This window comes from Bacillus sp. JJ864, assembly GCF_036963045.1.
GTDB classification, from domain to species: Bacteria; Bacillota; Bacilli; order Bacillales; family Bacillaceae_G; genus Bacillus_A; species Bacillus_A pseudomycoides_C.
The window spans coordinates 1-13,268 of the sequence record NZ_JBALLY010000151.1 but is presented as its reverse complement, the minus strand read 5'-3'; the positions used below and the strand labels follow the sequence as shown (position 1 = coordinate 13,268).

Annotated in this window: 13 protein-coding genes; 7 read left to right on the top strand and 6 right to left on the bottom strand. The window is 33.6% G+C overall.

Annotation, left to right across the window (positions count from 1 at the left end):
- The first annotated feature begins 178 nt into the window (after nt 1-178).
- Complete coding sequence (locus V7024_RS20340) at nt 179-742, top strand: GNAT family N-acetyltransferase (protein ID WP_335523265.1); 564 nt, start codon at nt 179-181, stop codon at nt 740-742.
- A gap of 52 nt (nt 743-794) precedes the next feature.
- Here V7024_RS20340 and hflX read toward each other — a convergent pair whose 3' ends face one another.
- The 5 genes from hflX to V7024_RS20315 form a co-directional block, all read right to left on the bottom strand.
- On the bottom strand, nt 795-2,057 hold the full coding sequence (hflX, locus tag V7024_RS20335; RefSeq protein ID WP_335523264.1) for a GTPase HflX: 1,263 nt from the start codon (nt 2,055-2,057) through the stop codon (nt 795-797).
- Between the two features lie 478 nt (nt 2,058-2,535).
- Nucleotides 2,536-3,090: a cobalamin biosynthesis protein CbiN gene (locus V7024_RS20330; RefSeq protein ID WP_335523261.1), complete on the bottom strand. Its 555-nt coding sequence runs from the start codon at nt 3,088-3,090 to the stop codon at nt 2,536-2,538.
- Between the two features lie 308 nt (nt 3,091-3,398).
- On the bottom strand, nt 3,399-4,199 hold the full coding sequence (locus V7024_RS20325; RefSeq protein ID WP_335523259.1) for a polyphosphate kinase 2 family protein: 801 nt from the start codon (nt 4,197-4,199) through the stop codon (nt 3,399-3,401).
- A 231-nt stretch (nt 4,200-4,430) separates the two neighbouring features.
- Nucleotides 4,431-5,549 carry a DUF4179 domain-containing protein gene (locus V7024_RS20320; protein ID WP_335523257.1) on the bottom strand — a complete coding sequence of 373 codons (1,119 nt, stop codon included), beginning with the start codon at nt 5,547-5,549 and terminating at the stop codon, nt 4,431-4,433.
- Nucleotides 5,534-6,109: an RNA polymerase sigma factor gene (locus V7024_RS20315; protein ID WP_335523255.1), complete on the bottom strand. Its 576-nt coding sequence runs from the start codon at nt 6,107-6,109 to the stop codon at nt 5,534-5,536. Before V7024_RS20315 ends, V7024_RS20320 begins: the two co-directional genes overlap by 16 nt.
- A gap of 231 nt (nt 6,110-6,340) precedes the next feature.
- On the opposite strand from V7024_RS20315, the gene V7024_RS20310 reads away from it, so the two are divergent.
- The 4 genes from V7024_RS20310 to V7024_RS20295 all read left to right on the top strand — a co-directional run bounded on the left by V7024_RS20310 (nt 6,341) and on the right by V7024_RS20295 (nt 11,060).
- On the top strand, nt 6,341-6,769 hold the full coding sequence (locus V7024_RS20310; RefSeq protein ID WP_335523253.1) for a MarR family winged helix-turn-helix transcriptional regulator: 429 nt from the start codon (nt 6,341-6,343) through the stop codon (nt 6,767-6,769).
- Between the two features lies 1 nt (nt 6,770).
- Nucleotides 6,771-7,082 (top strand): rhodanese-like domain-containing protein, encoded by a 312-nt coding sequence (locus V7024_RS20305; protein WP_335523251.1) that lies wholly within the window; start codon nt 6,771-6,773, stop codon nt 7,080-7,082.
- A 484-nt stretch (nt 7,083-7,566) separates the two neighbouring features.
- Nucleotides 7,567-9,390, top strand: a complete 1,824-nt coding sequence (locus V7024_RS20300; RefSeq protein WP_335523247.1) for an APC family permease — start codon at nt 7,567-7,569, stop codon at nt 9,388-9,390.
- Between the two features lie 659 nt (nt 9,391-10,049).
- A complete protein-coding gene (locus V7024_RS20295) occupies nt 10,050-11,060 on the top strand; it encodes a nuclease-related domain-containing protein (RefSeq protein WP_335523245.1) in 1,011 nt (336 codons plus the stop codon).
- Between the two features lie 255 nt (nt 11,061-11,315).
- Here V7024_RS20295 and V7024_RS20290 read toward each other — a convergent pair whose 3' ends face one another.
- Nucleotides 11,316-12,599, bottom strand: coding sequence for an MFS transporter (locus V7024_RS20290; RefSeq protein ID WP_335523243.1), 1,284 nt, complete (start codon nt 12,597-12,599; stop codon nt 11,316-11,318).
- 172 nt (nt 12,600-12,771) lie between these two features.
- Here V7024_RS20290 and V7024_RS20285 point away from each other — a divergent pair, with 172 nt between their 5' ends.
- Together V7024_RS20285 and V7024_RS20280 are read left to right on the top strand one after the other, a co-directional pair.
- On the top strand, nt 12,772-12,927 hold the full coding sequence (locus tag V7024_RS20285) for a hypothetical protein (RefSeq protein ID WP_335523241.1): 156 nt from the start codon (nt 12,772-12,774) through the stop codon (nt 12,925-12,927).
- On the top strand, nt 12,924-13,268 hold a 345-nt coding region (locus V7024_RS20280; RefSeq protein ID WP_335523239.1), incomplete at its 3' end, for a 2'-5' RNA ligase family protein. The genes V7024_RS20285 and V7024_RS20280, both read left to right, overlap by 4 nt.

The window sequence follows — 13,268 nt, the reverse complement described above, 5'->3', positions numbered from 1 at the left end:
AAAACCTATTCTATACCTCTTCTTCCTTTTTTTCCACTTCTGTGCTTACTACATTGCGAAATGAACGTAACTCCTAAAATCTAATAAACCTTATTTTTATTAAAATTCAGAAAAAAGATTTACCATATACATCCATTCATGTATCATAATATAAAATAACAAATAAGGAGCGTTTCTTATGAATCCACTGCTATTAGATTTCCCTTCTGAGTTCTATACGGAAAGACTTCTCATAAGGATGCCAAGACCCGGAGATGGAAAAGAAGTATATAACGCTATCAATGAATCTATTGAAGAATTAAAACCTTGGATGCCTTTTGCACAAAAAGAACAAACAGAACAAGAGGTAGAAGCAAATATTAGAGATTCTCACGTGAAATTTTTGGCGCGTGAAGATTTACGATTACTCATTTTCCTTAAAGACACAGGTGAGTTTGTTGCCTCTTCAGGGTTACACCGCATTAACTGGGATATTCCGAAATTTGAAATTGGTTATTGGATTCACTCTCGTTTTAGCGGGAAGGGATACATGACAGAAGCTGTTACAGGAATTGTAGATTTTGCTTTTCATGAATTACAAGCAAATCGAATAGAAATTCGCTGTGACTCAAGAAATGTCAAAAGCCGTGCCATACCAGAAAGGTTAGGATTTAAATTAGAAGGTCTTTTAGAGAATAATAGTGTATCAATAGATGGGACTGAATTAAGAGATACATGTATATATGCAACGAAAAGATCATGAAAAGAAGAGCTACTTTCCAGCAGCTCTTCTTTTCCTATTTCATGTGAACTTTTTAGCGTATTGCATACCTTTTATACTTTTCGAAATCACTCATTTTACATTCCACGGTAATCTTCGTACCTTCATTTTCATAGTCTGTCGATAAAACGTTAGCATGCTCGTTAAAATAAGAAATTAGGTGTCCTTGATCATAAGGAATTAACATTTCACACTTTGTATAATCTTTATAAATTTTCGTGCGAATCATATGCACAAGCTCATCAATACCTACTTTTTGTTTCGCAGACAAATATACCCGATCATCTTGTACTTTTGGAATTTCAATATTTATCACATCCGCTTTATTATAAGCATAAATTGCCCGGATATTTTCCACGCCGATTTGTTTTAACGTTTGATTTGTAATCTCAATCAGATGCTCATAGTTTGGATTTGCATAATCCACAACATGAATCAATAAATCAGCCTCCGCCACTTCTTCTAACGTCGAACGGAACGCTTTCACAAGATGATGCGGCAATTTACTAACGAATCCAACGGTATCTGTTAATAAAAACGATTTGTTATCTGGCAATTGAATATTTCGCACAGCTGTTTCAAGCGTCGCAAACAACATATCTTTTTCAAATACTTGTTTCTCTGCAGATCCGTTAAACATTTCAAGCATCGCATTCATCGTTGTTGATTTCCCGGCATTTGTATACCCTACTAACGCAACAACAGGCACTTCATTTTTCTTGCGCTGTTTACGCTGCGTTTTACGCTGTGCAACGAGCGCTTCTAACTCTTTATTTAACGCTGCAATTTGCTCTTCAATCTTACGGCGATCAAGCTCTAACTTCTTTTCCCCTACACCTTTGTTTTTCGTACCAACACCACCGCTTTGTCTTCCTAACGATTCACGAAGGCCTATTAAACGAGGCATCATATATTGTAAATGAGCTACTTCAACTTGTAATTGCGCTTCTTTCGTCTTAGCACGCTGCGCAAAAATATCTAAAATTAAAATCGTACGATCAATCACTTTACAATCTAAATCTGCTTCTAAATTTCGAATTTGTGAAGGCGATAATTCATCATTGAAAATGACCAAATTTGCATCCGCTTCTTTCACGAACGCTGCCACTTCTTCAATCTTACCCGTTCCAATATAATGAGATGGATTTACACGATGTAAATTTTGTGTTACTTTCCCTATCACCTCTACATCACACGCTTCCGTTAAATTCGCTAACTCCTCCATTGAATATTCGAAATCACTTTCGCTATTTAAATTCACTCCGACTAATATTGCTCTTTGTACTACCTGTTCCATATATTTATTCCTCCATTTCGATTACGCGCAAACTAAAAAACACAAGCTACTGCCTGTGTTTTTCATAAACGGATGAGAGCACAACAAATAAACATAAAAAGCATCTCTGCTTGCTTGTTCAATGGTCGTCAAATCCAGCATCATACAACATAAAAAATGTTCGTATACATGCATCTCATCATTCTGTTTTAAAGGCAAAACAAAAAGAGGGCGTATTCGTCCTCCCCTCTTTTCACATATAAGTTCAATTGGGTTCCTTTAAAGAGACAGACCAATCCCGTTTACTCTGTACACAGACAGAGCCTTTGAGCGCTATTCAATTATTGGCACAAAGTATTGAGACGTAATCTGATTAAGATCAAAGGAGACCCCTCCGTTCATTAAAAGTTATATAAATTTTAGCATAGTTATAGAGCTGACACAAGAATAAACTCCATTTATTAACATAAAGAAAATCGCTATTTTTCTATTTTATTCATCATTTTTTTCTTTTATTTATTATTATCAATACCCATATACCCATTACGAATAAAGCTAAACTCAAGATAATGATGACCCTATTTGTTCCATGATCATTTGGCATAGCATGTTCAACATCTACTTGTTTCGTTGGAACTTGTCCCTTCACAATATGACTTAAAACAGATACATCATTCTCTGCTCTTTGCAGCTGTTTCGTACCGCTACAATCAGACGTATACAGCTGACCTGTCGTACCTCGCTTTGATGAAAAAACAAGATAGCTTTCTCCTTTTGTAAATCGAAACATACACGAACCTAGATTGGTATAGATCATTATTTGAGATGTATCTGCACCCTTCCAATTTGTCTTCACCTCAAATAATATAGCTTGTCCCTTTTCACTATCCTCTTCAATTTTCAGTACTTTCCCTTCAAATATTGCATCATGTTTTCCGAACGATTCCTCCACAGTTGAACCTTTACATTCACAAGCATAGATATGAGGTGCCAAAGAATTAAAAATACTGCCAAAAGATATGACAAATACAAGAATATATTTGATTCTATTCAATTCCATCTGTCCCTTCGCAATTCTCTTATCACCATAAATATAAGATGCAGTCATAATAATTTTTCAAAATGCATTTAATTGCTCTTTTCTGAAAAAAATAAAATCAAAAGTTGCTTTCATACCATATTAGGTAAAAAACGCCATGTATACCTAGTTCTAATTCGCAGCTTGCAAGGAAAATAGAATGCTTCAGGCTGCGAATCAGAGGTATAGAAAAACTTTATTCTGCATAATAGATAGTCTGGATCCCTACTTCACATTAAGAGAAAAACAAAGAAGATAGATTCATTCCATGCAAATTTAACGACTTATATCTTGTACTCGTTCTGTTCCTCTTCCTTTTCTTCTTTCATTTCATGATAGTATGATGGTAGTTCTATACCATGTTCTAAGAAATAATCTTCAATTAACGAAATAATCACTTTCAATGTTTTCACACGCGCATACAACTTATCATTGCCAGGTATAATATGCCACTTCGCATTTGGTTTGTCTGTTTTTTCAAACATATCTTCTATGGCCTCGACATATTCATCCCACTTTTCACGATTGCGCCAATCTTCATCTGTAATTTTCCATTTCTTAAGTGGATTTTGCTCTCGGTCCTTAAATCGTGCTAACTGTTCATCTTTACTAATATGATAGAAGAATTTTGCTACTATGTAACGGTCATCTGTTAATAGTTTTTCAAACTCATTGATTTCATCGTATGCCCTCGTCCACTCTTCCTTTATAGCAAAACCTTCAACGCGTTCGACCAATACACGACCGTACCATGAGCGATCGAAAATAGTGATTTGACCATATTGCGGGATTTTCCGCCAAAATCTTTGCATATAATGATAACGTTTTTCATGAGGCGCAGGCGCGCCAATTGGATTTACTTGAAATCCACGCGGATCAAGATGCTCGGTAATTCGTTTAATGGCTCCGCCCTTTCCAGCAGCATCCCAGCCTTCCATAGCCAAAATAACAGCTATTTTTTCTTTTCGTAAAATCTGCTGCAACGCAAGTAAACGCATTTGATATTTTTCCAGCTTCTTATTATATTTTTGCTTTGATTCCATTCTTTTCGTTAAATCTACTTTTGCAAGATGACCATTTTTCATAATAAAATCCTCCTTTTCAAACAATTAACACTATTTTAACATAATTTTCAGTATTTTTTGTATACATATCTCGAATACCTACTTTTGTTTATAGCTTCTAAAAAGAATCTTATTGTTTAAAGTATTTTATTCCTTGCGTATCCGAAAATTCCATCATCACTCTTATCTATCTTTTTACTAACATACAAAGGACTGTCCTATCTAAATAAAACAGCCCTTTCAATTCATATGTTATTTTTCTAATTCGATAACGATATCTTTTAATACAAGATCTTCTTTATCACTACCGATTATTTTTAGTATAGAAAATTTACTTCCTCCACTTCCGGTCCCTCCTGCTTCTCCATAGTTATCAGCATTGTGATTACTTAACATAATATGAGGAGTTATAATAAGTTTTGTTGCATTCTGATTGATTTTTTGAAATGTTTTACTCCCATTCAAAGTATAAGAACTTTCATCACGTATACTCCCGTTTCCTTCCCCGGCATAACTATTCCCTAAATCATCTTTAATTTTTAAATCAACATATACATCATCCCATCTATTTTTCATATACTCGGAAACCTCTTCTTTATACGAAATGATAAATGACATCGGTGATATGGATAGCTTCTCAATGGTTACTTTTACTCCATCTTGTTCTACACTACTATGAATAAATTTTTCTTTACGTTCTATTGCCTTTAAGGTGAATTCAAAGTTCCAATTTCCTTTTATTTCTTTTTCCGTATCTGAGATTGTAATCCTATCTATATTCCATTGTATATTTACACTATCTTCTGTAGTAGCTTCCAAAGTACTAGCAGTTTTTAAACCTATATACTTATGTTCGTCTACTTTTTTAATCACATTACTTCCCGATATGTCTCCGGACCCTTTTATTTTTAGAAAGTCCAAAGTAAATGGATCATCGCCTAAGTCTTGCTCACTTTCAATAGAATACGTTAAAGATACTGTCTGCCCATCATAAGTCGCATCATGTACAGTGAATTTAATTCCGTTACTCTCCTGAGTAAGATTGAGTTCATTTGAGTACTTCTTATACTCATGATAAAGTCCTGTTCTTTCCTCTTTATTTATTTTAACTTCATTATGAAGTTCAACTCTTTCGTTATCAAAAAATCTAAAAATGTCTCTTATAACAGGAATACTTACCGCAAAGGCAGGAAACGTTAATCCAAACATGGTAATCACTAAACAAATTGCGACAGAGGCTATCGCAACATGCTGTTTCCAACCGCTCATTTTTTTCTTCTTACTTTGTATCAATTGTTCAATATTTACATGTTGCGGAAATGAAGTTTCATTTACTTTTTCATGAAATGCTTTCTTTATTTGTCGATCCATACACTCACCTCCGTATCACGGTCTAAAAAAATAGTATGCGCTAAATAATCCTTCAACTTTTCTTTCGCTTTAAAAAGACGCGACTTTACTGTCCCTTCTTTTACATTTAACACTTCCGAAATTTCTAAAATAGACAAATCTTGATAGTAAAAAAGAATAATAACAATTTGATGCTTGCTAGATAATTGCTGCACTGCATCGAGAATCATCTGAGACTCTTCTTGTATGAGATAATTATGTTCTGGTGTTTTCACATCTTTTATACGAAACCATGTTTCAGGTTGCAAAAAAGCAAAACGTTTTTTTCGTTTCTGTTTTAAAGTTGTATAAATTAAAATTTGATGAAACCAAGTTTTAAACGAAGCAATGTCTCCATTAAAACGATAAATAGATTCATATGTTTGTATGAGTGACTCCTGTACCGCATCTTCCGCTAACCCTTTATCATCTACTATGAGATAAGACGTTTGGTATGCTTTTTGTATGTACGGTTGTAGTAGTTGATTAAACGCCTCTTTGTCTCCTTGTTTTACTTGTTGAATTAACCGTTGTTCCTCCAAACTCTTCCCTCCTTATTTTTTATTCTATATATTTATTACCATCAAACTAGAAAAAAGTTCACTTTTCCCCAATTTTTTCATAATACATTTACCTCTTCCTATTTATAATTTTTATAAGAACATTATTCTCCACTTAATTCTCTATGTTTTTTTACCATTTAATGGTTGACATTTAAAAATAGTCAGTTATACTGATTATATATAAAGGTGATTGTTTAGGAGGAGGATATATTGAGCAGAATCTTAGAATCATACGGATTCCTTACCGGAAAAGTAGAACAATTACTAGAACTAGATTTGATAGAAAAATTAAAACCCTACAACATTAACGCAAGACAATATGGGGTCTTAATTACAATCAATGAAAAACCTAACCTTTCTCAAAAGGAAATTGCTACCGAATTAAAAATCGATCGTACAACAATGGTAGATTTTATTGACCACTTAGAATCACTACAATATTTAGTTCGAATAAAAAACCAAAAAGACCGCAGATCCTATTGCATCCAAATTACAGACAAAGGTCAAGGGGTATTGGAAAACTGTTGGGGATTATTAACACAGTCAGAGATGAAGATTTTATCTCCTTTAACGAAAGAAGAACAATTTTTTCTAAAAACATGTTTGTTAAAAATCTTAAAAAACGCGGAGGAATGCTAATATGCTTGAAATGGAATATTTCAAAGGTCGTATTGCTTCTACATTTAGTCCAATGGATTTTTTACAAGCAAAAAAATTAAATCCTGATGCTTACATATTAGTTGATGTACGAAATGGAACACCGGAGTTAAAAAAAGAGATGATAACAGGAGCACTTCAAATTCCGCAATCTGAATTAGAAAATCGCTTATCAGAATTATCGAAAGAAAAAACAATCATTTTATATTGCTGGGACGTATGGTGTAATACATCTGCGAAATCAGCTTTATTCCTTTTCGCAGAAATATCAAATTTTATCCATGTAAAGAAATAGACATTCATCCTCTTATTGATCAACTATCTTTTATTCAAGATAAGAAAAAGTGGGGATATCCATTTAGATATGGACATCTCAAAATAAGTAAAGAAGATTTTACGTTAATAGCACGAGAAATGGGTATTGAAACTATTGAATTCCCTACCTGATAAGAATTTAAAAATAACAAGCCTTCAACATATCGAAGGCTTGTTCCTTAATTAAAGAGATATTCATTTTCACATATAGAAAACATTATGTAAAAAACCATAAACCTCCATATTGCACCCTATTTTACAATTTCAAATCCTTTATATAGTCAATAACTTTAATATCCCCTCTTCTCCATATCCATTCTTTTTATATAGTAAAAAAGTTATTCTGTCACTGTTTTGTCAATTTACTTAAAAAAAAGAATGAATTCATAACAAAAATATCTATTCACCCGCTACCAATTGTGATATTCTGTTCATTGGAAAATTTACATATTGGTGGTGCATCCATGTTTTCAGCATTCAAAAGGTTTTTAATTGGTAGACCTCTTAAATCAAATGCATTAGGTGAACAAAAATTAAATAAATTAAAGGCATTAGCCATTCTTTCATCTGATGCTCTTTCTTCTGTTGCATATGGAACAGAACAAATTTTAATCGTTCTTGCAACAATTGGATCGATCGCTTTTTGGTATTCTATTCCAATCGCAATTGGCGTTCTCGTTTTGTTAACAGCACTTATTTTATCGTACAGACAAATTATTTATTCCTATCCACACGGAGGAGGAGCTTACATTGTTTCCAAAACAAATTTAGGTATAAATGCTGGGCTTGTTGCCGGTGGATCCTTGCTGGTAGATTATATTCTTACCGTAGCTGTAAGTGTATCCGCAGGGACAGATGCAATTACATCCGCATTTCCAGCTTTACATCAGTACACCGTTCTAATTGCTGTAATACTTGTTATTTTTATTACAATCCTGAACCTAAGAGGAGTAACAGAATCTGCTTCTATTCTTGCTTATCCTGTCTATCTCTTTGTACTAGCACTTATCGTATTAATTTCTGTTGGAGTCTTTAACATTGCCACTGGACAAGCGCCGGCAACTTTGCATACACCTATTGGTACAGTAGCACCAGGAATTACATTATTCTTTTTATTAAAAGCATTCTCATCTGGGTGTTCTGCATTAACAGGGGTAGAAGCGATTTCAAATGCAATTCCTAACTTTAAGGCGCCAGCTGCTAAAAATGCAGCGACTACTTTAGTGATGATGGGAGCAATTCTTGCCGTCTTATTTACTGGTATCACCGTTTTGGCATATTGGTACGGTATCGCTCCGAAACACGATGAGACTGTTGTCTCTCAAATTGCATCAAATATATTCGGAAGAAATTATGTGTATTACTTTATTCAAGGAACAACTGCACTTATTTTAGTATTAGCTGCTAATACGGGATTCTCCGCATTCCCATTGTTAGCTTTTAACCTAGCATCAGATAAATATATGCCTCGTATGTTTTTAATGCGCGGTGATCGACTAGGATATTCAAATGGAATTATGACTCTGGGAATCGCTTCTATCATTTTAATTATTGCGTTTCAAGGAAAAACAGAACAATTAATCCCGCTGTACGCAGTTGGTGTATTTCTTCCTTTCACCTTGTCACAAACGGGAATGATTATAAAATGGTTACGTGAAAAACCAGCAGGATGGTTGCCTAAATTACTAACAAATTTAGTAGGCGCACTTATTTCATTATCGGTATTACTTATTTTCTTTATCACAAAGTTTACACAAGTATGGTCTGTTGTTATATTCCTACCAATTATTGTGTACGTCTTTCATTGTATCCATAAACATTACGATTCAGTTGGAGAACAACTACGTATCGATCCAAATGAAATTCCTCACAAAATCGAAGAAAACATTGTCATCGTACCTGTTGCAGGAATTACAAAGGTAGTTGAACAATCCATTAATTACGCTGAGGCCATTGGTGATACTGTCATCGCTGTATATGTAGCCTTTGATAAAGAAAGTGAAATAAAAATGCAGCAAAAATGGAAAGAATGGAAGCCGGATGTTCGTCTTATTACAGTCGTTTCTTCTTATAGAAGCATAATGAGACCTATTACAAAATTAATAGCTATCATCCAAGATAAAGCAGAAGAAAATCATCATTCAGTCACTGTTCTCATTCCACAGTTTATAACAAAGAAAAGTTGGCATAACATTTTACACAACCAATCAAGTGTTTTATTAAGGATTTACCTTTTATATAAAAAGAATGTTATTGTTTCAACTGTTCCGTATCGATTTAAAAAATAGAGTATGAAAATGTTACAAGTTTCTATTTTTCTATAAAAACTAGACCACTAACTATCAATAAGTTAGTGGTCTAGTTTTTCTTTATTTGGTTCTCCTATTCCCCTCCCTTGCTTATGTTATATGTAACAAGGATAATGTTCTAAGGATAATGAATAAGTAAGTGTTGTGAGTTTTCTTATTTCTTAGTTTTCGCATCACATTGTGGACAAGGACAAGTCTTTTTGTTATTAAATAATTCATTTGCTCCCTTACCTTTTTGGGGTATATTTACAAACTCCTCTCTTCCAATAAATAAAAGCTATAATCCATTAAAGCGCTTATATTTCTGAATGATTCTACATTATCGTCAAATGTAGTTAATTCTATTTTATATAAACTATCTATAATAATATCTGTTATTCACCGTCTCTCCTACTTTGAAAACTCCCCTTTTAAGACTCCTGTATATTCTAAAACATCGTTTAATGTATTAAATTCCTCTTTGTTCACCAAATCGACTCTCATTTCTAACCTTTGTTTAGATTACATAATTCAACTTTAATTACATAAATTATTATATATTACTAATAGGATAAATAAAGTTCAATCATTCCAAATCACTTTATAATGATTTAAAAATATAGTAATATAACTATATAAAAACATAAGGAGCAGGAAAAATGATATATATCATATCTTTACTTTGTATTGTACTCGGCATCACAACATACTTGTTTTATTGGAAAGGCCAGCAATTATACTCTAGAAAACAACAACTAATACACTCTCACAAAAACGAAATTGCTGCTACAGTGACTGATTTTGAAAACCAGAAACAAAATATCCATATACACTTTGAAGAAAAACATGCAGCAATGGACAAGGACTATCAAAACAAAATATTGAACTTAAAACAACAATATATTCATAACACAACGAAATTAGAGAATTCTATTCAAGAAATGAGTGAATACATCAAAGACTTACATAAAAACTCTACTAACGCAGGAGAAATTATAACTCATCAATTACTAAAAGAATTAAAAAAAGAACTAGTTGAACAAAAAATAATTTCTCCTTCTGAAATGTATATAATGCCTAACATTTTTGTCCCCTATCCATTCAATGGCGAATTAAGAACACGTCAAATCGATCACCTCGTGCTACTACCAACAGGAGTTTATGTTATAGAAACAAAATATTGGCGTGGGAAAATTGTACATGGCTTAACTACTCAAACAGCTAATCCATTTTCTTTTATAATTGATGCAATGTCGAAAACAAAGCAAGACAGAGAAAAAGAACAAACATTAGTTTTTGTTCCCTCTTCAACTAAAGATGAAAATGGTATCGAAAGCACAACTATTCAAGTTCGTTCTTATGGTGAACCAACCACTAAAGCAAAACGGACAACTAAAATTTTATATGACTATTTAACAAGCAGACATGGAAAGAAAATTAGTTTTATAAAACCAATTGTATACTTCGGATACACGCCTAATGCTAATACAATTGATGGAATTATTGATCTTTCACCAGATACAACTGTTCCTCGATTAAATGGTAGCAATCAATTAAAACAATTTTTCAAAGATGAATTATCATCAACAAACAAAAGGTTCTATAACCCAGTAGACTTGGAGGAAGTTAATTTAATTCTAGAAAACATAAATTATCGATTGATTGAATAAAGTTATTGTACTTTTTAATACAATAACTTATAAAACCTGTAATTCCCTTCTCAACAGTGGAATTACAGGCTTTAATAAAAACAATTTTGTTATAAAAGGGCTTCATCCTCTACTAAATGATTAAAAGGAAACATCTCCACTTACAATTTTATGAGATTCATTTTGTGTAGTAACTTCTTTAATTTCTTTTAGTAAATATCTATCCATCTCTTTTTCTCTGTCAGTACAAATCAATCTGAAAAGCTTTCTGGATTTCTACTTTATTTCATGTTCCTCACCTTTTCGAGACCATATCACAACAGGAATGAGCAATAAGGCTAAAGCTCCTCCAGCTAATGATAATGATGTATAACTTGAATTAGCTACTACCATGCCAGACATCGCTCCACCAGAAGCCCCTGCTAATGCAATAAAAACATCTATTTTCCCTTGTGTCTTTGCACGTGTTGAAGGTTCTGTTGAATCAACAATTTGGGCTGTACCACTTATTAAACCGAGATTCCACCCTAATCCAAGTAAAGATAGAGCAACGATCAGGAATATTAAAGAATCACTCGGTGCAATAGCAGCTAACACCCCAGCACTAAGTAGTATAACTCCGGAAGCAATGCTCATTGCCATACGACCAATCTTATCAACAAGGATTCCTGTAACGAGTGACGGAAGGTACATTGAACCTACATGAAACCCAATGACAAGTCCCACTTCACTTAAGCCATGACCATGGTGTTTCATATGTATCGGAGTCATCGTCATAATGGCAACCATGACAACTTGCGTAAGTATCATAACGATTGCTCCAACTGTAACGCCTCTATTATTTGTTGGTGATTTCTTAGTTATCGAATGCCCTTTGTATTTATGTTCCTGTTTATATGTTTCTATCGTTTTCGCTATAAGTAATGGATCTGGACGAAGCATAATGAAAAGTACGAGACCTGCTAATAGAAATGCAGCTGCTGATAATATGAACGGACCAGCAAGTTCAGGAATACTAAGAGAAAGAGCAAAACTCCCCATTACACCCACTAAGTTTGGTCCCGCTACCGCACCAAAGGTCGTCATAACCATTGTCATACTAATAGCAGTTGCCCGTTGCTTATTATTAGCTAAATCTGTACCGGCATAACGAGCTTGTAAATTTGTAGCTGTACCCGCACCATAAATCAGCAGGGAAGCAAGTAAGAGAACAATATTATTTGTTAAAGCGGAAATTACCACACCAATAGCTCCAAGCCCTCCTACCATAAATCCTGTCGCAAGCCCTATTCGGCGCCCATAACGTTGTGAAAGCCTTCCTACTATAAAAGCGGCTCCTGCTGATCCCATTGTAAATATAGCAGATGGCAACCCTGCGAATGCATCTGTCCCGAGCATTTGCTGTGCAAGAAGTGCACCTACAGTAATTCCAGCAGCTAATCCTGCACCACCAAACATTTGTGAAATACTTACGATTACCAACGTCCGTTTATATAACATTCTTTGCTCTTCTTCTGTATACATTTGACTCCTCGTTGAACTATCAGCTTTATCAAGCATTTCCTCACCTTCTTTATGAAAGATTTTCCTTTTTCAAATGTACTACGATTAATGTTTCATATTCAATAGCATTTCGATTCGTTCTTTTAGTTTTAAAAAGGAGTTTATCATATTCAACACGTCAACAATATTTATAATCGCTTGAAAGGTTAGATGGAACGATTTAAATGAGTTGGAACTCGTTATTTGGATAACTACCTTTAAAGAAAAAATAATTAAAGTTCAACATCGATGGGAGAATAATTTACTTGTCGATGTTGTTGAGCCACACATTACAGTAAAAGCTCAAGGTGGTTTAACTGCTGATTTAGATGGATTGAAAAATTGAAAAAAGTTTGTGCAAGTTTTTTTGTGTTCAACGTCTCCCTAAATCAACCAAAGTTTTTTGGAGAAAGTGTTCTATTCCTAAGTGTTACATCAGAAAAATTTTTTGAATTACATCAAAAAATTGTTAATGCGATTTCTCCTGATAATGAGTTGATAAAAAAATATATGGAACTAGATAATTATGTACCTCATTTAACAATAGGACAAGCACATTGGGGGTTATCTAGTAAAGAATTAAAAAACATGGCTACAATAACTGAAAAAGAACTCAGTCCTTATCCTACATTTGAAGTGAATTTCATTAGGATATATCAAGAAAAAGAAAAAAACAAATATGTAAAA

Excerpts from the sequence above, each read along its gene's own strand:
- V7024_RS20305 (WP_335523251.1), top strand. The coding sequence starts at position 6,771 with ATGCTTGAAATGGAATATTTCAAAGGTCGTATTGCTTCTACATTTAGT.
- V7024_RS20325 (WP_335523259.1), bottom strand. The coding sequence starts at position 4,199 with ATGAAAAATGGTCATCTTGCAAAAGTAGATTTAACGAAAAGAATGGAA.
- V7024_RS20295 (WP_335523245.1), top strand. The coding sequence starts at position 10,050 with ATGATATATATCATATCTTTACTTTGTATTGTACTCGGCATCACAACA.
- V7024_RS20320 (WP_335523257.1), bottom strand. The coding sequence starts at position 5,549 with ATGGATCGACAAATAAAGAAAGCATTTCATGAAAAAGTAAATGAAACT.
- V7024_RS20300 (WP_335523247.1), top strand. The coding sequence starts at position 7,567 with ATGTTTTCAGCATTCAAAAGGTTTTTAATTGGTAGACCTCTTAAATCA.
- V7024_RS20290 (WP_335523243.1), bottom strand. The coding sequence starts at position 12,599 with ATGCTTGATAAAGCTGATAGTTCAACGAGGAGTCAAATGTATACAGAA.
- V7024_RS20340 (WP_335523265.1), top strand. The coding sequence starts at position 179 with ATGAATCCACTGCTATTAGATTTCCCTTCTGAGTTCTATACGGAAAGA.
- hflX (WP_335523264.1), bottom strand. The coding sequence starts at position 2,057 with ATGGAACAGGTAGTACAAAGAGCAATATTAGTCGGAGTGAATTTAAAT.